This window comes from Baekduia sp. (assembly GCF_035996765.1).
GTDB lineage: Bacteria > Actinomycetota > Thermoleophilia > Solirubrobacterales > Solirubrobacteraceae > Baekduia.
Genome location: NZ_DASYJG010000037.1, coordinates 20,042 through 38,899, shown reverse-complemented (window position 1 = coordinate 38,899; position 18,858 = coordinate 20,042). Strand labels below are relative to the sequence as shown.

The window sequence follows — 18,858 nt, the reverse complement described above, 5'->3', positions numbered from 1 at the left end:
CGATTCCAGCAACCGCGCCGTCCCGGCGGCGTTGATCTCCCAGGCCAGCCCCGGATCGCGCCGGGCTTCGGTACCGGACGCGACGGCGGCCAGATGTACCACCGCATCCCAGCGTCCCCCCACCGCACCGGCGACCGAGTCGGAGCTGCCCAGTTCCATGCTCCGCCATTCGATCCGGGCCTTCTCCTCGCGCGTCAGCAGCGAAGACGGCTGGCCTCCGCTGCGATGGATTCCGGTGACGGCATGGCCTCGGTCCATCAACCGGCGAACCAGCCACCCTCCGACGAAGCCATCGGCACCCGTGACGAGAACGTTCACCGCAGGCGCTTCAGCCTTTCGAGGTCCGCATCCACCATCATCTCCACCAGCGATTTGAAGTCTACCGTGGGCTTCCAGCCCAGCTCAGCCGCGGCCTTAGCCGGGTCGGCCAGAAGGACATCGACCTCGGCGGGGCGCATGAATGCCGGGTCGCTCGCCACGTACTTGCGCCAGTCCAGGCCGACATGGGTGAAGGCGGTTTCGACCAGCTCACGTACGCTGTGCGCCGACCCGGTGCCGATGACATAGTCTTCGGGCGACGGGCGCTGGAGCATCCGCCACATCGCGTCGACGTAGTCGCCCGCGAAGCCCCAGTCGCGCCGGGCGTCGAGATTGCCGAGACGAAGCTGGCTGGAGAGGCCCAGCCGGATGCGCGCGGCGCCGTCGGTAATCTTGCGGGAGACGAATTCCATCCCGCGCCGTGGCGATTCGTGATTGAACAGGATGCCGCTCACCGCATACAGGTTGTACGACTCCCGATAGTTCACAGTGATCCAGTGGCCGTACACCTTGGCGACGCCGTAGGGCGAGCGCGGATAGAATGGCGTGTCTTCCCGCTGGGGCGTCTGCTGAACCTTGCCGAACATCTCCGACGAGCTCGCCTGATAGAACCGGGCGGTGGGATGCACCAGCCGCACCGCCTCGAGAATCCGGGTCACGCCCAGCGCGGTGAACTCCCCGGTGAGCACCGGCTGACTCCAGGAGGTGGGCACGTACGATTGGGCCGCGAGGTTGTATACCTCGTCGGGCCTGATGTCCTGGAGGACCACGGTCAGCGAATGCTGGTCCAGCAGATCCGCCGTCACGATATGAATCCGGTCTACCAGATGCTCGATCCGCTCGAAGCTGTGATGGCTGGTGCGGCGGACCATCCCATACACCTCGTACCCCTTCTCGAGCAGCAGCTCGGCGAGGTAGGAGCCGTCCTGGCCGGTGATTCCGGTGATGAGCGCAGACTTGGGCATCGCGCGGCAGGGTAACGAGGGAGCCCGCTAGCGTGCGCCCCGATGCCTGCCCTTCGCGACGCACTGGCCCGCACAACCGACCCGCATCAGTTCGATCTGCGGCCCACCGGGCCGGGCGCTGTGTTGGACATCGGCTGCGGCAGCGCGAAGTTCCCTGGCGCGATCGGGCTCGATATCTCCGGAGACACGGACGCCGACGTGGTGCACGATCTCGACGTCTTCCCGTATCCCATCGAGGACGCGTCGTTTGACCAGATCCTGATGCAGGACGTCATCGAGCACGTCGCGCAGCCGATTCGCGTGTTCGAGGAGCTGCATCGGATCGCGCGGCCCGGCGCACGGATCCAGCTACGCACCCCGCACTTCTCCTCGGTGCTCGCCTACGGCGACCCGACGCATCGCCATTACTTCTCGACGGTCGCGATCCGCTCGCTCGGCGAGCCGCGCTTCGCCCACTACACCGACGTGCGCTTTCGTGAGATCCACGTCACGCTCGATCTCTGGCTTCCGTTTCGCCTCACCGGGATCGCTGCGCTGGCCAATCGCTATCAGCTGCCCTACGAGTCCTATTTCGCGTTTCGCTTCCCCACCATGAACATCCGCGCGGAGTTCGAGGTCGTCAAGTAACGCCATGCGCGTCGTTGTCAACGGCCTGTTCCTCGCGCCGCCGATGGGCGGCGTGGAGACCTACTTGCGCGAGCTCTGCCGCGGGCTGCTCGTGCGCCCCGACGCGCCGCGGCTGACGGTCCTCCTCAACCCCGCCGGTTACGACAAGCTCGTCGAAGAAGACTGGGCGGCCGGTGCGGAACTCGTGCGGGCGGGGCAACTCGGCCGCGCCGGCCTGCGCGCGCTGAGCGAGCTGACGGCGGTCGGCCTCGTGGCCGACCGGCGCCGCGCCGACGTGGTGCACTCCGTGGCGATGACGGGTCCGCTGGTCTCCCGTGCGGCGCGCGTCGTGACGATCCCCGACACGGTCTGGATCACGCATCCCGAGGACACGTTCAACAACCGCCTGTGGCGCACCCTCGTGCCGTGGGTGGCGCGGCGAGCCGACCGCGTCGTGGCGATCTCGCACGCGGCCGGCGAGGAGCTCAGGCGCAACCTCGACGTCCCAGCGGCCAAGCTCGACGTCGTCCCGCTCGGCTTCGGCAGCCCCGCGACGGTCGCTCCGACGTCGGACGCCGTGCTGCGCGAGAAGCTCGGCCTCGGCCCAGGCCCGATCGTCCTCAACGTCGGCCAGAAGAAGCCGCACCGCAACCTCGAGCGCTTGGTCCGGGCGATGGTGACCGTGCGTGCGACCGTTCCCGACGCGCAACTCGTCCTGCCCGGACCGTCGAGCGAGGAGGCCCAGGAGGCGCTGCGCGTCCTGGCCGCCGGCATCGGGCTGGCCGACGCGGTCACGGTCCCCGGCTTCCTAGAGACGGCTGACCTCGAAGGGCTCTACGCGAACGCCCGCGCGTTCCTGCTGCCGTCTCTGGTCGAGGGCTTTGGCCTGCCGGTGCTGGAGGCGATGGCGCGGGGGCTGCCGGTGGCGTGCACACGCGACTCGGCGCCCGGGGAGGTCGCCGGCGATGCGGGTCTGGCGCTGGACCCGACCTCGGAGGCCTCGATCGCCCAGGCCACCCTCGCGCTGCTCACCGACGATGCGCTGCATGTGCGTCTGTCAACTGCCGGTCGCGTCCGCGCCGCGTCCTACACGTGGGAGCGCTGCGTCGACGAGACGCTCGCGGTCTACGCGCGAGCGCTCGGGCGGGCCTAGTCTCCGCATCAGTGTCCGGAGGTGCCATCACCCAGCCCGACGTGCCCGACCCACCGGTCGGCGACGTCCTTGACACGCCCGAGGCGGGCCGCCGCGTCGTGCGCGGTGGGGCGCTGCGCGTCGGCGGCTTCGTCGCCGGGCTGAGCGCGTCGCTGGTCGGTGCCGCGCTCGTCACCCGTCACCTCGGTCCAGCCGACTACGGCCGCTACCAGACCGTGGTGGCGCTCGTGACCGTCGTGCAGGCCGTGACCGACCTCGGGATGTCGACGCTCGGGCTGCGTGAGTACGCCCAGCGCACCGGCGCCGACCGCGACCGCTTCATGCGCGTGCTGTTGGGAATGCGCCTGGCGCTGACGAGCGCCGGGACGCTGCTGGCGATGCTTGCCGCGGTCGTGCTCGGCTACGACTCTCAGATGGTGATCGGCGCGGGCCTGATGGGGCTCGGTCTGATCTTCGTGGTGATCTACGCGACGCTGAGCATCCCGCTGGCCGCGGAGATCCGGATGGGGGCGGTGACCGGGCTCGATGTCGGGCGCCAGGTCGGCCTTGCCGCGCTGTTCGTCGTGCTGGTCGCGGCCGGCTCCGGTGTCGTCGGCTTCCTGGCGGCGACGATCCCGGTCCACCTCGCGCTGGTGCTCGTCACGCTGGTGCTCGTGCGGGGCCAGGCGCCGCTGCGACCGACCTTCGACCGCAGCCAATGGATCGCGCTGATCCGTCCGACGATCACGTTCGCGCTGGCGACCGCGGTGGGCAGCCTGTACGTCTACACGGCGCTGGTGATCACGTCGCTGGTCTCCACGCAGGAGCAGACCGGCCTGTTCGGCGCATCGTTCCGCGTGTACATCATCGTGGCGTCGGTACCGGGCATCCTGGTGACGACCGCCTTCCCGCTGCTCTCGCGCGCAGCCCGTGATGACCGCGAGCGCCTCCGTTACGCCACGCAGCGGCTCTTCGAGGGGACGGCGGCGCTCGGCGGTGCGGCGCTGATCACGTGTGTGCTGGGCGCGGCGCCGATCATGGCGGTCGTCGCGGGCCATCAGTACGACGGCGCGATCCCCGTCCTGCGGATCCAGGGCGCGGCGCTGGCGCTGACGTTCGTGATCGCTACGTGGGGCTTCACGCTGCTGGCGATGCACCGCCACCGGCAGATGATCCGCGCCAACGTGATCGCGCTGGTGGTCAGCGCGAGCACGGTCCTGCTGCTGGCGCGCACCCACGGCGCCGAGGGCGCGGCCTTCGGAACGCTGCTGGGCGAGACCTCACTGGCCTGCGCCTACGCCTGGGGTATCGGCGGCGGCAACCGGTTGATGCGGCCGCGGTTCCTGCGTGTCGGCCGGATGGTCGTGGCCACCGGCCTCGGCCTGTTGGCCTGGTTCCCGCCGATTCCGGACGCGCTCGCGACCGTCGTTGGCCTCGGGATCTATGCCGTTGCCCTGCTGTCGCTCGGAGCCCTGCCGACGGAGATCCGGGAGCACCTACCCGGCCCGCTCAGCCGCCTCGGCCCGACGCTGCACGACGAGTGATACTGCCGCCGATGCCCCGCGTCCTCGTCGTCCGCGGCCACCAGGCCACCCCTTGGGACCTACGCCAATGGGAGGCGCTGCCTGACCGCTTCGATGTCGCCTACCTGCGCTCGGCGGCTAACGGCTGGGACGTCGGGTCAGTGGCGCTGGAGGCCGTGCCTGTGCGCACGCGTCGCGACAGGCTTCCTAAGGGGCGCCTCGGCGATGTCGCCACGCTGCTGGCCGGGGACGCCTACGGCGCCGGGGCCGACGAGGCCTATGCAGCGGCCGACGTTGTGCATGCCGAAGAGCTCGCGTACTGGTTTGCCGCAGACGCGGCGCGGGCCAAGGAGCACCACGGCTTCAAGTTGGTGCAGACGGTCTGGGAGACGCTGCCGATGCTGCGGACCTACCGGCGCGGCGCGTCGGCCAAGCTCCGCCACGAGGTGCTCGCGGCGACCGACCTGTTCATGCCGGCGACCGAGCGCGCCCGGATCGGGTTGCTGCTGGAGGGCGTGCCGGAGGAGAAGATCGCGGTCTGCGCACCGGGGATCGATGTGGATCGCTTCGCGGCGGCGAGCGTGCCGGCGACGCCGCCTGCCGAGCACACCATCGTCGCGCCCGGCCGTTTGGTCTGGGAGAAAGGCCAGCACGACGCGATCCGCGCCCTAGCGCTGTTGCACCGCGGGATCGTCACGCTCCCCGACGGCACGCCGGCCCGGCCGCATCTGAAGATCGTCGGGGTCGGTCCAGAGGACGGACGGCTGCGGGCCCATGCCCAGGAGTTGGGCCTCGGCGAGGCGGTCACGATCGGCGCGGTGCCCTACGACGACATGCCGGGTGTGTTCGCCGGTGCGTCGGCGCTTCTCCTTGGCAGCCAGTCCTCCGCCCTCGGCGGCCGCCATCCCTTCGACGTGCCGCGCGCGTTCTGGGAGGAGCAGTTCGGCTTCGTCTTTGTCGAGGCGATGGCGGCCGGCCTGGACATCGTCGCGACGACCAACGGCGCGATCCCCGAGGTGCTGCAAGGCCAGGGCACGCTCGTCCCGGCCGGCGACTACATCGGCATGGCACGAGCGCTCGCAGCCGGCGCGCTCTCACGACCGCCAGGGACCCGCGTCGCCTATCCGGCGGAGCTGTTGCAGCACTACTCCGTGGGCGCCTTCGCGGACCGCCTCGCCGGCGCCTATGATCGTGTGTTGACCGGCTCCCACTAGGGTTCGGATCGTGCCTCTCGTCCCGCCCGATCCAACCGATGTCGCTCGCCGCGTCGCGTTGACGACCGCCGTCCGTGACACCGACGTCATCCCCAAGGTGCCCAACGCCGGGGCGCTGGAGCGCGTCGGGGATCGGTCCGTGCAGGTCATGCACAATGGCTTGCTGATCGATGAGGCATGTTATGGCGGACCGTTCATGACCGACATCATCACAAGCCTCCGCGGGCATCACGAGCCGCAGGAGGAACTGGTCTTCCATCGCATCCTCGAGCGCCTCGCGCAGACGGTGGGCGACCGTTCGCCCGCGATGGTTGAGCTCGGCGCGTACTGGGCGTACTACTCGATGTGGTTTCAGCGCACGCTGCCGGGTGCGACGACGATCATGATCGAGCCCGATCCCTACAACTTGGAGGTCGGCAAGCGCAACTTCGCGCTCAACGGTCTTGAGGGCGTGTTCCACCAGGTGGCTGTCGGCGCGACCAAGGGCGAGCACATGTGGATCACCTGCGAGAGCGACGGTCGCACGCGCCAGGTGCCGACGGTCACGTTGGACGGGTTGATCGCCGAGAACGACTTGGAGCGGATCGACCTTGTGTTGTGCGACACGCAGGGCGCCGAGCTCAACGTGCTCTCGGCCGCCCGCGATGCGCTGCGCAACCGCCGCATCCGCTTCCTCGTGCTGTCCACCCACCATCAGGTCTTCAGCGGAGATGCGCTGACCCACCAACGCTGCCTCGCGTTCCTGCAGGACCAGGGCGCGCACATCATTGCCGAGCACTCGATCGCGGAGTCCTGCAGCGGGGACGGGCTTATCGCTGCCTCGATGGATCCCGCTGATCGCGATCTGATCGTCGACGTCTCCCATGTCCGGGCCCGCGACTCGCTCTTCGGCGAGCCGGAGTACGAGGTCGATCGCGCGCGCGGCTGGCGCGGACCGGTCCGTCGCTACGGCGGCCGCGCCGTCGTCCGCGCGCAGATCCGGATGCGTCGCGAGCGCGGGCGCTAGCGCGCGATCGAGCGCAGGAGGGCGAGCGTCTCGCGGGCCGTGCGCTCCCAGGAGAAGAGCGCGGCGCGGGCGTGGCCGCGGGTGCGGAGGTCGTTGGCGAGCGCCGGATCGGAGAGGAGGCGTGCGAGGGCCGAGGCGATGGCGGTGATGTCGGTTGGGTCGACGAGCAGCGCTGCGTTGCCGGCGACCTCGGGCAGGCTCGACACGTTGGAGGTCACGACCGGCGCGCCCGCGGCCATCGCTTCGAGGATGGGCAGGCCGAAACCCTCATACAACGATGGGTAGGCGAAGGCCGAGGCGCCGGCGTAGAGCGCACGGAGCTCGTCCTCGCTGACGCGGCCGAGGAGCTGCGCGCCCTGGTCGCGGGCGGCGGACAGGATCGGGGCGGCGTCCCAGCCGATCGGCCCGACCAGGGCGAGGACGTGGCCGGCGCGGGCGTCGGCATCCAGCGACGACCACGCCGCGATCAAACGCTCAAGGTTCTTGCGCGGCTCGAGTGTGCCGACGGCCAACACATAGGGCTTGCCTTCGAGCGCCGGATGGCCGGGCGCGGGGACGGGCGTGCTGAAGGCGGGATCGGCGGCGAGCGGGATCATGGTGGCCTTGCTCGTCGCATACGGGAACAGCCGCACGAGGTCGGCGCGCGTCGCCTCCGAGATGCACGGCAGCGCCGCCGCCCGCCGCAGCGCCGGTCGAATTGTCGCCTGCTCGATGCGCGCTGAGCTCGTCTTCGCGTTCCCGCGGTCAACGAACGGCACGAGGTCGTAGACGACGACCGCGGTGGGCTTCAAGCAGAACCACGCGGTCAGATAGCTGTTGGTCGACAACAGCATGTCGACCTCCCGCGACGCGTGCGCCGCGGCGGCCACATGCCACACGGGATCCGGCAACCCGACCAGCCGCCAGGCAAAATGCGCCGGATCCAGATCACCCCAGCGCTCGCGCGCATAGAGCACGAACCGCACATCGCGCGCCTCTTCCACCCGCGAAAGCGCTGTGAGCAGCTCGCGGACGTAGCGTCCGCGCCCCGCCGGGACCTCGGCGGCCGCGCGCGCGTCGATGCCGACCGTCAGCGTCATTGGCGGGCGAGGCTACTGCCCACCCCGCCGCCGTCGCGCCGTGGCTCGCCAGCCGCCATCGCGGCCGGGCGTCTGCCACGATCCGTGCGTGAGCGATATCGACCGCAACCTGCGCGCCGTCGCGCAGGGCTTTCAGTACGACGCCATCGCCGATCGCATCGCGCAGCTGGCGCCGCAGCGCGTCCTGGACTGGGGTGCGGGCTGGGGCCAGATGACCCAGCGGATCCGCGCGCGGGGCATCACCTGCGAGGCCTATGACTACTGGCCGGACGCGCCCGACGGCGTCGACGCGCACGAGGGCTTCGAGGACGTCCAGGTCCGCCACAGCACCGAGCCGGTCGCGCTGCCCTACGGCGACGGCGAGTTCGACCTCGTGCTGTCCTGCGGCGTCCTGGAGCACGTCTCCGATCCGGCCGCCTCCCTGGCCGAGCTCCACCGCGTCACGGCCCCGGGCGGCCGGCTGTTGATCTACAACCTGCCCAACCGCTTCAGCTACCTGGAGCGCATCGCCCAGTACAGCGGGCGCTACTACCACGGCGCGCTCGAGCACGATCGGGTCTACACGAAGCGGTCGGCGTCGGCCATCGTCACCGGCGCCGGCTGGCGGGTCGAGGAAGCGCGTTTGCGCAACCTCCTGCCGCTCTCGATCCCCAACGAGACGCTCAACCGCTTCGCGAGGCCGGTGTGGAAGCTCAGCCAGGCCCTCAGCCACGTGCCGGTCCTGTCGCTGGCGGCGACCTCGGTCGAGGTGGAGGCGACGCGCCCCGGGCCGCTCGCGCTCGCGGCCCCGACGGCCGCCTCGGCCACCACCGCGTGACCGCGCCGCACATCGGTCTCGACCTGCTCTTCCTCGAGCCCGGCGCGACGGGGGGGATGGAGACCTATGCGCGCGCGCTCGTGCCGCTGCTGCCCGCCGCGCTGCCCGGCGCGCGCTTCACGATCCTGGCCGGACGCGAGCTGGCCGGCGAGTGGCGCGCCACGCCGTGGCATCCGGCGGTGCAGCTCGTCGGGCTGCCGGTGTCGTCCGGCACGCGGATCGTGCGCACCGCGGCGCAGCAGTCCGTCGTGGCCGGCGCTGCCGCACGGGCCCGCGTCGATCTCCTGCACTCGCTCGGCAACCTCGGGCCCTTGGTCGGCCCGCGGCGCGTCGTCACCATGCACGACCTCATCTACCTGCGCCATCCCGAGACGACCACGGGCCTGCTGGCCGCCGGGCTCGGCCGCCTGGCGCCGCTCGTCGCGCGCCGCGCAAAAAGGATCATCGCGGTCTCCCAGGCCACGTCCGACGACCTCCAGACATTGCTCGGCGTCCCGGCCGGCAAGATCGACGTCGTCCCGTCCGGACCGGGCCTCGCGCCCATCGCTACCCCCACGCCCGAGGCGCAACTGCGCGCCACGTTGGGGCTCGGCAGCGGCCCGCTCGTGCTCAGCGTGTCCGCGCGCCGACCACACAAGAACCTCGTGCGCCTGATCGAGGCCGTCGGCCGCATCCCCGACGCCGAGCTGGTCCTGCCGGGCTATCCGACAGCCTTCGACGCCGATCTGCTGGACGCCGCCCGCCGCGCCGGCGTCAGCGACCGCGTCCACCTCTGCGGCTGGATCGACGACGCCCAGCTCGAAGGGCTCTACGCCGCGGCGACCTGCCTCGCGTTCCCGTCGCTGGCCGAGGGCTTCGGCCTGCCGGTGCTCGAGGCGATGGCGCGCGGCCTGCCCGTCGCGTGCTCGGGTGTCTCGGCGCTGCCCGAGGTCGCCGGCGACGCCGCGCTGCTGTTCGATCCCACGAGCGTCGAGGCCATCGCCGGCGCCATCGGCGCACTCCTCAGCGATCGAGCACTGCGCTCGCGCCTGATCGCCCGCGGCCACGCGCAGGCGGCGACGTTCACCTGGGAGCGCGCCGCGGCCGGGACCGCGGCGAGCTACACCCGCGCGCTGGGCTGAGGCTCGGGGTCGGGCTCCGGCTCGTCGCTCGGCGGCGGAGGTTCGGCGCCGTCGGCCACGTTGCCCATCTCGTCCTCCGCCGCCGCGCGCGACAGCGCCACGGCCACGGCGACCGGCACCCCAAACACCGCCAACAACCCCAACAAGAAGACCTCCCAGCCCGCCACCGGGCGGAAGGCGGCGATGTGCGACGCGATCGTCCCCAACCGCCCGCTGAGCGACTGCGATGGATGCGTCAGCAGCGTGATGCTCAGCTCCTGATCGATCGGCTTGCCGTTCACCTTCGTCGTCGACAGGCTCGAGCTGCGGCCCGGATTGATCCCATACACCTTGACTTGGTGGCGGCCCTCGTTGAACACGCAGAGCGTGCCGTTGGGGATCTCGGTGCGCGCCGGCGTGATCGCCACGGTCTGCAGCACGTCGCCGGCCGTGCCCGCGGGCAACTGCGCGGTCGCGCGGTAGCCGGGGCCGGAGGCCACGATGCGCAACGGCGACGCGGGCCGCTTGGAGCCCGTCAGCGTGAACTGCACGTAGCGCGCGTCTGGCCCCCACGGCATCCGGTCGGCGCAGACGCTCTGGCCGCCCTTGACCGCGATCGGCGCCAGCGAGGCTGGGTCGGTCGGCTGGACGGTCGGGGTCGCGTAGGTGGCCGGGCGCGCGCGGTCCAGGAAGGGGACGGCCTTCACCACGAACCACAGCGCGAAGAGCACGAGGACGCCGGCGAACAGGCCCCTACGCATAGAACCGCTCCACGTTGAGGGCCAGCCCGCCGAGCGACAGCGCGATCATGCCGACGAGGACGACCGCCGCGACGACGGCCCCGGCGCGGCGCGGCAGACCCGCGACGACCGCGGCGATCGCGATGCCGACGATGCCGGTCATCGGCAGCAGGTAGCGGCCGACGATCAGCGGGTTCTCGCTGCCGTTGACCAACGCACGGTAGGACGCGACATGCAGGAAGAAGACGAGGCAGATCGCGGTTCCGGCGACGATCACGATCTTCGGCCAGTGCGGCCAGACCGTGCGGATGCGCACCGCGCCGATCGTGTACAGGGCGATCAGCAGGACGAAGACTGCCACCTGCACGGCGTCATAGACCACGTAGGGGAAGTAGACCTCGAAGGACGAGAAGACGCCGCCGAAGTACTGCTGTACGAAGAACTGGCGGTAGCCGAATGCGGGCCCGAGGTGGGGGACCATCGAGTCGAGCCTGGGCAGGTAGAACTGCCAGATCCCGGAGAACAGCCCGCGTATGCTGAACGCCGAGCGACTGCCGATGTTCGCCTCGCCACCGAACAGCGCACCACCGCCGCCCGCCGAGATGATGACCTTGTAGATCCCGAGCCCGGCGAGCAGGACGACGCCGGAGCTGGCGGCCGCGCGCAGGGTGGAGCGCAGCGTCTTGGCGTGCGTGAGCCATGCGACGAGCAGCGCGAGCAGCAGCGCCGGGACGAGCGCCAGGCCACGGCCGTGCGTGAGCACCGAGAGCACGGTGACCGCCGACAGGCCCGCGGCGCGCTGCCAGGTGAGGCCCAGCCGGGCGGTTCGCAACGCCAGCCACAGGAACGCCGTCCAGATCGCCGCGAGCAGGATGTCGGTGTTGACGATCCCGCTCAGGAACCCGGCCATCGGCAGCAGCGCCACGACGCCGGCGGCGACCGTCTGGGGGAGCCGTCGCCGTGCGAACACCTCGCCGGCCGCCAGCCACGTGAAGGCGACCATCACGAGCAGCATCAGACCGCCGAGGAGGCGCGCCACGAAGAGCTTGCCGAAGAAGCCGGCGCCGAACGCGAGCTTCCAGCCGATCGCCTCGTAGATGTAGTACAGCGGCGGGTTCTTGCCGACGGAGTTGGGGCCGTTGCCGTTCTTGCGTGCGCTGCCGGGCAGCGTGTCCTCGAAGCTGCGGTACGAGCGCTCGGCGTCGGCCGTCCACGGGGGACGGGCGAGGGGGTTCTGGTACATCGGCAGGTAGCCGGCGGCCAGCGCTCCCACCTCGTCGGTGGCGTAAGGCCCGTTGCCCGTCGACGCCGAGGGGATCTTCCCGGTCTGCGCCAGATGCTCGACGTACCCGACGTGGTCGGACTCGTCGGGGCCCTGGAGCGGCGGGGTCACGAGGTTCCAGCTGAGCGACAGGACGGCGGCGACCGCGAGCAGCAGCGCCAACGGCGCCGGGACTCGCCGCAGGGTTGTGCGGGCGCGGGACATCGAGCGCGACAGCGTATGGGAGGGAGCGGCTGCGACGCCGCCAGCGCTGGGCGTCACGCGGTGCCGTACGCCTCGACGACCTTGCGCAGCGAGGCGCCCACGCTGAGCTCCTGCGCGTTGGCGGCAAACCAGTCGGCCGTCGTCTCCCGCAATGCCGCGCGATGCTCATAAGCGGCGACCAGCGCGTCGGCCAACGCGTCCGGCGAGAGATCCGGCGCGACGAAGCCGTTGACCCCCTCGGTGATGTGCTCGGTCGACGCGTTGTCGGGGGCGGCGACCAGGACGCTCGGTACGCCCTTGGCCGCGGCTTCGATGACCACCATCCCGTAGCCCTCGCGCGTCGAGGGCAGCAGCAGGCAGGTCGCGCGCGCCATGGTGTCCTCGACGATCGCCTCGTCGACGAAGCCCGGTGTCTCGACGACGCCCTCGACCCCGAGGCGCGTGATCTCGGCCCGGACGAGCTCCAGCTCGGGACCCTCGCCGAAGATCACCGCCCGCAGTTCCGGGACCCGTTCTCGCGCCGCGACGATCGCCGGCACGATGGCCGGCGCGTGCTTCTCCGGGATCATCCGGCCGGCGAAGACGACCAGTGGCTCGGCGGGCCGGGGCGACGGGCGCTCCTGCGAGCCCGTCCACTGTCCGCGCAAGACCGTTGGCTCCCCGTGGAACCCGAGCTCGACGAGCCGCCGCGCGTGCAGCCGGCTGGAGCAGAACGCCCGCTGCGGGATGTGCGCGCAGGCGCGCTGGACGAACGCCGCGATCCGCCCCTTGGCCTTGCCGAGGTACTCGATCCAGTAGTCATCGGTCCAGACCTCGTGCCAGTCGGCCGCGACGCGGTAGCCGCCGAGCCGGCGGACCAGGCCGGTGGCCGCCAGGCCGAAGAACGGCGACGCCGAGACGTGGACGACGTCGTACTCGCCGCGGTGGGCGAGCAGATGGCGCGCCACGCCGCGGCCGAAGCGCAGCGCCTGGCCGATCGTGCGGTTGCCGTCCGGGCCGTAGAGCGCTTCGGCCTTGGAGACGGCGATGACCCGGATTCCAGGAATGTCCGGCTCGTCGCCAGGCTCCCATTGACGCCGCGTCAGGTAGGTGACGTCGTGCCCCTCGGCGACCAGCGCCTCGCCGACGTTGCGCATCCAGCGCTCGGCGCCGCCGACGGTCCACGGGAACAGGCAGTCATAGACAAGGCAGATCCGCATACGGCGGCGGAGGTTCGCACAGCCGCCCCGGGTACACTGCGCAGGGTTCACGCAACCTGTCGCGCCCGCCAACGTTGGTGAGGCAATGGCGCTCATCGAACCCGCGTGGCCCCAAAACGTGTCGAACTGCCTCGTCGTCATTCCCGCCTACAACGAGGTTGCGAGCATCGCGCCCGTCATCGCCGACGTGCGCCGCACGCTGCCTGCCTTCGACGTGCTCGTCATCGACGACGGCTCCGCCGACGACACGGCGGCCGTCGCCCGCCGCGCCGGGGCGCGGGTCCTGCGCCTGCCGGTCAACTCCGGCTACGGCGTCGCCCTGCAGACCGGCTACAAGTACGCGGTCCGCCACGGCTACGGCACGGTCGCGCAGATGGACGCCGACGGCCAGCACCAGGCGAGCTTCTTCCCGGAGCTGCTGGCGCTCATCGAGACCGACAGCGCCGATATCGTCATCGGTTCGCGCTTCCTCGACGGCGACGGCCACTACCAGCCCTCGCTGGCGCGCAAGATCGGCATGGGCGTCTTCAGCTCGATGGCCTCGCGGATCATGAAGCAGCACGTCTCCGACCCGACCTCGGGCTACCAGGTGATGCGCATCGACGTGGCGCGCTTCTTCTGCACCGACGTCTACCCAGCCGACTATCCGGATGCCGACATCTTGATCCTGTTGCACCGCTCCGGCTTCCGGGTCTCCGAGGTCGGCGTGCAGATGAAGATGCCGACGGGTGCCTCCATGCACTCCGGGCACCGTAGCCTCTACTACGTGTACAAGATGTTCCTCTCGATCCTCGTGACGATGTTGCGGCCCGCCGCGGTGCCGCGTCAGGAGCGTGGCTGATGGACATCCGCATCCGGATCCTCACCATCGGCGGCGCGGCCATCGTGTTGTTGATGGTCATCGAGCTGGTGCGGCGGCGCAAGCTCAAGGAGGAGTACTCGGTCCTCTGGGTCTTCACCGCGGCGCTGGTGCTGCTGATCTCGATCTGGTTCTCGCTGCTGCAGAAGGCGACCGATGCGATCGGCGCGATCTCGCCGGCGAGCACGCTCTTCTTCTTCGGGCTGCTGTTCTGCTTGATCTTGCTGCTGCACTTCTCGGTGCGGATCAGCTCGCTGGAGCGGCGCCTGACGCTGCTGGTCCAGGAGGTCGGGCTGATGGGCGTCGAGGAGCCCGACGAGCTGGCCGAGGCGCTAGAGCGCGGTCACGCCGAGGCGCTGCCGGCGCCGGTCGAGGTCGCCGCCGCTGCGCAGGAGCCGGAGCCCGAGCGCGCCCAAGGCCGGCGATGAGCAGCCCCACCATCCTCGTGGACGGCGTCCACAAGGAGTTCCGCATTCCGGAGGAGCAGGTCCACACGCTCAAGGAGCGCGTGCTGCACCCGGTCCGCCGGCCGAGCCACCACCAGTTCCAGGCGCTGCGCGATGTCTCCTTCGACGTCGGCCGCGGCGAGTTCTTCGGGATCGTCGGGCGCAACGGGTCGGGCAAGTCCACGTTGTTGAAGTGCATGGCGGGGATCTACGGCGTCGACCAGGGCCGGATCTTCGTCGACGGTCGCGTCTCGACCTTCATCGAGCTGGGCGTCGGCTTCAACGTCGATCTGCCGGCGCGCGACAACATCCTCATCAACGCGACGATGCTCGGCCTCTCGCCGCGTGAGTCGCGCTCGCGCATCGACGCGGTGCTGGACTTCGCCGAGCTGCACGACTTCGTCGATCTCAAGCTGAAGAACTACTCGTCGGGCATGCTCGTCCGGCTGGCGTTCAGCGTGATGATCCAGGTCGACGCCGACATCCTGCTGATCGACGAGGTCCTCGCGGTCGGCGACGCCGCCTTCCAGCAGAAGTGCTTTGACGAGTTCGCGCGCTTGCGCCGCGAGAACCGCACGGTCGTCCTCGTCACCCACGACATGGGCTCGGTCGAGCGGTTCTGCGACCGGGCGATGCTGCTCGAGCGCGGCCGCGTCGCTGAGATCGGCGAGCCCCAGCCGGTGTCGATGCACTACCTGCAGCTGAACTTCTCCCGCGATGCGCGCGACGCCGAGGAGGCGGCCGCCAACGGCGGGGACGGGGAGCCGCGCGCGGCCGCCGCGCCCGCGCTGCGCGGCCGCAACGCCGAGGAGCTGCGCGCTGGCGACGGCAGCGCCGAGATCGTCAGCGGCTGGTTCATGAACGCCGAGGGCGAGCAGGTCGAGAGCCTCGACGCCGGCCTGCGCTGCACGTTCTGCATGCACGTGCGCTTCCACGCGGACGCCGAGGCGCCGCTCTTTGGCTTCACGCTGCGCAACGGCGCCGACGAGCGCGTGGTCAGCGCCTCGACGCACAAGGAGCTCGCGGGCGAGTCGTTCAAGGCCGGCGAGGAGATCATCGTGTACTTCGGCTTCGAGAACGTGCTCGCTCCCGACCGCTACGGCGTGAGCGCCGTGGTGGCCAAGTCCGGCTCGGGCGCCGCGTGGATGGACAACCGCGAGCGCTTCCGCTCGATCGTGATCAGCGCCGGCGATCCGTCGGGCGCGATGGTCGACCTGCCGTTCCACATGGAGTTGCAGCGCCAGGTCACGGTGGAGGCGACGCCGTGAGCACGGCGACGCCGGAGCGGGCGGCGGAGATCGTGCCGGAGGTGTCCGGCGAGGGTCTGCGCGAGGTCAAGGGTCCGTCGGCGCTCGGTGACGACCCGCAGCGTCTCTTCCGCCTGACCTGGACGCTGGCGACCACCGACTTCAAGTTGAAGTTCTTCGGCTCGTTCCTGGGCTACCTGTGGCAGCTGATGAACCCGCTGCTGCTCTTCGGGGTGTTGTTCGTGGTCTTCAGCTTCGCGCTCAACCTCGATGCGGGGCTGAAGTACTACCCGGTGGCGCTGCTGCTCGGCATTGTGATGTTCTCGTTCCTCAACGAGGCCACGAGCCAGGCGGTGCGCAGCCTCATGATGCGAGAGCCGCTGGTGCGCAAGGTCAACTTCCCGCGCTTGGCCGTGCCAATGGCCAGCACGTTGGCGGCCACGTTCAACCTGTTGCTCAACCTCGTCCCGGTCCTGATCTTCCTGTTGATCTCCGGGGCCACCCCGCGCCTCTCGTGGCTGCTGTTCGTGGTGGCCGTCGCGGTGCTCGTGCTGTTTGCCTTCGGCCTGTCGATGATCCTGTCGGTCAGCTTCGTGCGCTTCCGCGACATCGAGCCGATCTGGATGGTCATCCTCCAGATGTTGTTCTACGCGTCGGGCGTGTTCTTCACGGTTGACGCGATCCACGGGACGTTTTTGCGGGATTTGTTCTTCTGCAATCCGTTTGCGGCGATCCTCGCCACGGCGCGCCACACGCTGGTTGATGGGTCGTGGACGTCGCCGTCGCAGGCGATGTCGAACGATTGGCTGTTGTTGATTCCGGTTGGGCTGATCGTGGGGTCGGTGGTGTTCGGGTTCCTGTTGTTCCGGGCGCTGGCGCCCAAGGTCGCCGAGGACCTGTAGGCCGTGTTGGGCCGACGGCGCGGGTAGGCTCCGCGCCCGTGGCACAGCCCGCTGATCTGCCGGACCGTCCCGATGTCGCGGTCGCCGTCGTGCTGGCGGTGAGTGACCGTGATGCCGTCGCCCGCTGCCTGCTCGCGCTGCTGCCGGCGCTGCCGGCGGAGGTGCCGCTGCTGGCGGCCGGTGCGGCCGATGGTCTGCGTGCCGTCGAGGAGTTGTGCGGGGAGCGTGGGTTCGTCGCGCTCGGGGAGGACGTCGTCGCCGGCTGGAACGCGGCGGCCGAGCGGTTCCCGGCCGCCGCGCTCGTGCTCGTCGACGGTCCGACCGAGGTCGGACCGTCGTTCTTGGAGGACCTGCTCGCGGTAGCAGCCGCCGAGCCCGATGCCGCGACGGTCACGCCGCTGAGCAACAGCGCAGCGTTCTTGAGCGCTCCGCGACGCAACCTCGCGTGGCCGCTGCTGCCGCCCGAGCTGACGGTGGTCGATGCGGCGGCGCGCGTCCGCGAGGCGTCGCTGGGGCTGCATCCGCGCACGCCGACGGCGCTGGCGCACCTCGCGCTGGTGGCTGCGCCGGCGCGGGCTTTGGTGGGCGGCTTCGATGTGGCGCTCGCGCCGCGTGAGGCGCTGGCGGACTTCTGTGCCCGGGCGACGGCGGCAGGCCTGGCCCATGTCGTCGCCGATGAGGTCTACGTCGGGCACCGTGGTGATGGCGCGGCGCCGGCCGCCGAGCGCGATCCCGGCCAGGCCGCGGCGATCGCCGAGGCGGCCGACGACCGCCACTCGCGGCTGGCACGGGCGCTGCTGGCGGCATCGGTGGTCCTCGAGCCGCTGCGCGTCACCCTCGACGCGCGGCCGCTGGCCGGCGGTGTCACCGGGACGACCATCCACCTCGTCGAGTTGATCGGCGCGCTGGCCGCGCGCGACGACGTCCACGTCCGGGCGCTGCTGCCCGCGCGCGTCGGCGACGAGGCGGCCACGGCGCTGCGTGGGATCGGCGGGGCGATCGAGACGGTTGACGCGGCGACGCCCTGGGAGCAGCTGGGGCGCACGCACGTCGTCCACCGGCCGTGGCAGGTCGAGTCCGCCCAGGAGATGGCCGAGCTCGACCGCCTCGGCGAGCGCACGGTCGTCACCAACCAGGACCTCATCGGCTACCGCACGCCCTCGGTCTTCGCCAGCGCTACGCGCTGGCGCGACTACCGGCAGGCGACGCGTGACGCGCTCGGGCTCGCCGCGATGGTCCTGTTCTTCTCCCAGACGGCCGCCGCCGACGCGCTCGCCGACGATCTCGTCACGCCCGAACGCGCGCGCGTCGTCGCGCTCGGCGCGCGCAACGAGCACCTTGCGCTCGCGCCGGCCGCCGCCCCACCGGCGGGCCTGGCGATCGACGGCGAGCGCCCGTTCCTGCTCGTCCTCGGCAACCGCTACCGCCACAAGAACGTGCGCTTCGCGCTGGAGCTGCTGGGCGCGCTGCGGGCCGAGCACGGCTGGGACGGCGACCTCGTGATCGCCGGCGCCGAGGTGCTGCACGGCTCGGGCAGCGGTGACGACGCGGCGTGGCTGCTCGGCTATCCCGAGCACGCGCGTCACGTCCACGCGGTCGGCGCGGTGAGCGAGCCCGAGAAGGCCTGGCTGCTGCGCGCCGCGGCCGCGGTCGTCTACCCGAGCACCTACGAGGGCTTCGGCCTGATCCCGTTCGAAGCCGCCGCGGCGGGGACGCCGTGCCTCGCCGCGCCGGTCTCGGCGCTGCGCGACACGCTGGCGCCGGCGCTCGCGTTGCTGGAGCCGTGGGACGCCGCGGCCAGCGCGGCGCGCGCGATCGGCGTGCTGACGCCCGGCGCAGCGCGCGACGCGCTGGTGGACGGGCTGCGCGAGGCCGCGGCGCCGCTGACCTGGAACGCGACCGGCGCGGCGCTGGTCGACGCCTACCGTGCCGCCGTCCGCCTGCCCGCGCCGGCGACCGCGCGCCTGGCCGACGACCTCGCGCGCGCCGAGCATGACTACTGGTCGGCCCGCGACGGGATCCAGGACGGCGCCTGGCGGCTGGTCCGGCCGGACCAGCCGCTGCTCGACGAGGGGCTGGCGCTGCGCCTCGGCGGGATCCTCGGCGAGCCCGGCGGTCGCGACCGCCTCCTGGGCTCACTGCCCGACCGCCCGAGCCTCGCGGCCCGCGCCGCCGGCAGGCTGCGCGGCGCGGCCTCCAAGCCGACCGGCGATCGGTAG

The 18,858-nt window shown here is 71.0% G+C and carries 18 protein-coding genes; 12 read left to right on the top strand and 6 right to left on the bottom strand.

From position 1 onward, the window contains the following. Together VGO10_RS08740 and gmd are read right to left on the bottom strand one after the other, a co-directional pair. Positions 1-318: NAD(P)-dependent oxidoreductase (locus tag VGO10_RS08740; protein WP_327467274.1), on the bottom strand; the 318-nt coding region annotated here is incomplete at its 3' end. Continuing rightward, the gene (gene gmd / locus VGO10_RS08735) at positions 315-1,283 is read right to left on the bottom strand and encodes a GDP-mannose 4,6-dehydratase (protein ID WP_327467272.1); all 969 of its coding nucleotides are present in this window, start codon (positions 1,281-1,283) and stop codon (positions 315-317) included. The genes VGO10_RS08740 and gmd, both read right to left, overlap by 4 nt. A gap of 42 nt (positions 1,284-1,325) precedes the next feature. Here gmd and VGO10_RS08730 point away from each other — a divergent pair, with 42 nt between their 5' ends. From VGO10_RS08730 to VGO10_RS08710, 5 genes are read left to right on the top strand one after another with little or no spacing between them, the layout of a single operon-like run. Further along, positions 1,326-1,910: a class I SAM-dependent methyltransferase gene (locus VGO10_RS08730; RefSeq protein ID WP_327467270.1), complete on the top strand. Its 585-nt coding sequence runs from the start codon at positions 1,326-1,328 to the stop codon at positions 1,908-1,910. A 4-nt stretch (positions 1,911-1,914) separates the two neighbouring features. Further along, positions 1,915-3,042: a glycosyltransferase family 1 protein gene (locus VGO10_RS08725; RefSeq protein WP_327467268.1), complete on the top strand. Its 1,128-nt coding sequence runs from the start codon at positions 1,915-1,917 to the stop codon at positions 3,040-3,042. An 11-nt stretch (positions 3,043-3,053) separates the two neighbouring features. Continuing rightward, positions 3,054-4,565: an oligosaccharide flippase family protein gene (locus VGO10_RS08720; RefSeq protein ID WP_327467266.1), complete on the top strand. Its 1,512-nt coding sequence runs from the start codon at positions 3,054-3,056 to the stop codon at positions 4,563-4,565. 11 nt (positions 4,566-4,576) lie between these two features. Next, positions 4,577-5,758: a glycosyltransferase gene (locus tag VGO10_RS08715; RefSeq protein ID WP_327467264.1), complete on the top strand. Its 1,182-nt coding sequence runs from the start codon at positions 4,577-4,579 to the stop codon at positions 5,756-5,758. 10 nt (positions 5,759-5,768) lie between these two features. Next, the gene (locus VGO10_RS08710) at positions 5,769-6,764 is read left to right on the top strand and encodes an FkbM family methyltransferase (protein WP_327467263.1); all 996 of its coding nucleotides are present in this window, start codon (positions 5,769-5,771) and stop codon (positions 6,762-6,764) included. Here the strand turns inward: VGO10_RS08710 and VGO10_RS08705 are convergent. After that, entirely contained in the window at positions 6,761-7,843 is a 1,083-nt protein-coding gene (locus VGO10_RS08705; protein ID WP_327467261.1) for a glycosyltransferase family 1 protein, read from the bottom strand. The two genes, VGO10_RS08710 and VGO10_RS08705, sit on opposite strands and share 4 nt — an antisense overlap. A gap of 88 nt (positions 7,844-7,931) precedes the next feature. On the opposite strand from VGO10_RS08705, the gene VGO10_RS08700 reads away from it, so the two are divergent. Together VGO10_RS08700 and VGO10_RS08695 are read left to right on the top strand one after the other, a co-directional pair. Beyond that, positions 7,932-8,660, top strand: a complete 729-nt coding sequence (locus VGO10_RS08700; RefSeq protein ID WP_327467259.1) for a class I SAM-dependent methyltransferase — start codon at positions 7,932-7,934, stop codon at positions 8,658-8,660. Then, positions 8,657-9,781 (top strand): glycosyltransferase family 1 protein, encoded by a 1,125-nt coding sequence (locus VGO10_RS08695; RefSeq protein WP_327467257.1) that lies wholly within the window; start codon positions 8,657-8,659, stop codon positions 9,779-9,781. The genes VGO10_RS08700 and VGO10_RS08695 overlap by 4 nt, the downstream gene beginning before the upstream one ends. Here VGO10_RS08695 and VGO10_RS08690 read toward each other — a convergent pair. The 3 genes from VGO10_RS08690 to VGO10_RS08680 are packed head-to-tail and all read right to left on the bottom strand — an operon-like array spanning position 9,760 to position 13,185. After that, a complete protein-coding gene (locus tag VGO10_RS08690) occupies positions 9,760-10,521 on the bottom strand; it encodes a hypothetical protein (protein WP_327467255.1) in 762 nt (253 codons plus the stop codon). The genes VGO10_RS08695 and VGO10_RS08690 overlap by 22 nt on opposite strands. Beyond that, complete coding sequence (locus VGO10_RS08685; protein ID WP_327467253.1) at positions 10,514-11,986, bottom strand: hypothetical protein; 1,473 nt, start codon at positions 11,984-11,986, stop codon at positions 10,514-10,516. Before VGO10_RS08685 ends, VGO10_RS08690 begins: the two co-directional genes overlap by 8 nt. A gap of 53 nt (positions 11,987-12,039) precedes the next feature. Further along, positions 12,040-13,185, bottom strand: coding sequence for a glycosyltransferase (locus VGO10_RS08680; protein WP_327467251.1), 1,146 nt, complete (start codon positions 13,183-13,185; stop codon positions 12,040-12,042). 85 nt (positions 13,186-13,270) lie between these two features. On the opposite strand from VGO10_RS08680, the gene VGO10_RS08675 reads away from it, so the two are divergent. The 5 genes from VGO10_RS08675 to VGO10_RS08655 are packed head-to-tail and all read left to right on the top strand — an operon-like array spanning position 13,271 to position 18,858. Continuing rightward, on the top strand, positions 13,271-14,026 hold the full coding sequence (locus tag VGO10_RS08675) for a glycosyltransferase family 2 protein (protein WP_327467249.1): 756 nt from the start codon (positions 13,271-13,273) through the stop codon (positions 14,024-14,026). After that, positions 14,026-14,472, top strand: a complete 447-nt coding sequence (locus VGO10_RS08670; RefSeq protein ID WP_327467247.1) for a DUF2304 domain-containing protein — start codon at positions 14,026-14,028, stop codon at positions 14,470-14,472. Before VGO10_RS08675 ends, VGO10_RS08670 begins: the two co-directional genes overlap by 1 nt. Beyond that, positions 14,469-15,758: an ABC transporter ATP-binding protein gene (locus VGO10_RS08665; protein ID WP_327467245.1), complete on the top strand. Its 1,290-nt coding sequence runs from the start codon at positions 14,469-14,471 to the stop codon at positions 15,756-15,758. Before VGO10_RS08670 ends, VGO10_RS08665 begins: the two co-directional genes overlap by 4 nt. Further along, positions 15,755-16,639 (top strand): ABC transporter permease, encoded by an 885-nt coding sequence (locus VGO10_RS08660; protein ID WP_327467243.1) that lies wholly within the window; start codon positions 15,755-15,757, stop codon positions 16,637-16,639. Before VGO10_RS08665 ends, VGO10_RS08660 begins: the two co-directional genes overlap by 4 nt. Before the next feature lie 38 nt (positions 16,640-16,677). Continuing rightward, positions 16,678-18,858, top strand: a complete 2,181-nt coding sequence (locus VGO10_RS08655; protein WP_327467240.1) for a glycosyltransferase — start codon at positions 16,678-16,680, stop codon at positions 18,856-18,858.

Bases quoted from the DNA above. Each gene is read 5' to 3' on its own strand.
- VGO10_RS08690 (WP_327467255.1), bottom strand. From the start codon at position 10,521: ATGCGTAGGGGCCTGTTCGCCGGCGTCCTCGTGCTCTTCGCGCTGTGG.
- VGO10_RS08730 (WP_327467270.1), top strand. From the start codon at position 1,326: ATGCCTGCCCTTCGCGACGCACTGGCCCGCACAACCGACCCGCATCAG.
- VGO10_RS08705 (WP_327467261.1), bottom strand. From the start codon at position 7,843: ATGACGCTGACGGTCGGCATCGACGCGCGCGCGGCCGCCGAGGTCCCG.
- VGO10_RS08725 (WP_327467268.1), top strand. From the start codon at position 1,915: ATGCGCGTCGTTGTCAACGGCCTGTTCCTCGCGCCGCCGATGGGCGGC.
- VGO10_RS08715 (WP_327467264.1), top strand. From the start codon at position 4,577: ATGCCCCGCGTCCTCGTCGTCCGCGGCCACCAGGCCACCCCTTGGGAC.
- VGO10_RS08665 (WP_327467245.1), top strand. From the start codon at position 14,469: ATGAGCAGCCCCACCATCCTCGTGGACGGCGTCCACAAGGAGTTCCGC.
- gmd (WP_327467272.1), bottom strand. From the start codon at position 1,283: ATGCCCAAGTCTGCGCTCATCACCGGAATCACCGGCCAGGACGGCTCC.
- VGO10_RS08675 (WP_327467249.1), top strand. From the start codon at position 13,271: ATGGCGCTCATCGAACCCGCGTGGCCCCAAAACGTGTCGAACTGCCTC.
- VGO10_RS08680 (WP_327467251.1), bottom strand. From the start codon at position 13,185: ATGCGGATCTGCCTTGTCTATGACTGCCTGTTCCCGTGGACCGTCGGC.
- VGO10_RS08670 (WP_327467247.1), top strand. From the start codon at position 14,026: ATGGACATCCGCATCCGGATCCTCACCATCGGCGGCGCGGCCATCGTG.
- VGO10_RS08685 (WP_327467253.1), bottom strand. From the start codon at position 11,986: ATGTCCCGCGCCCGCACAACCCTGCGGCGAGTCCCGGCGCCGTTGGCG.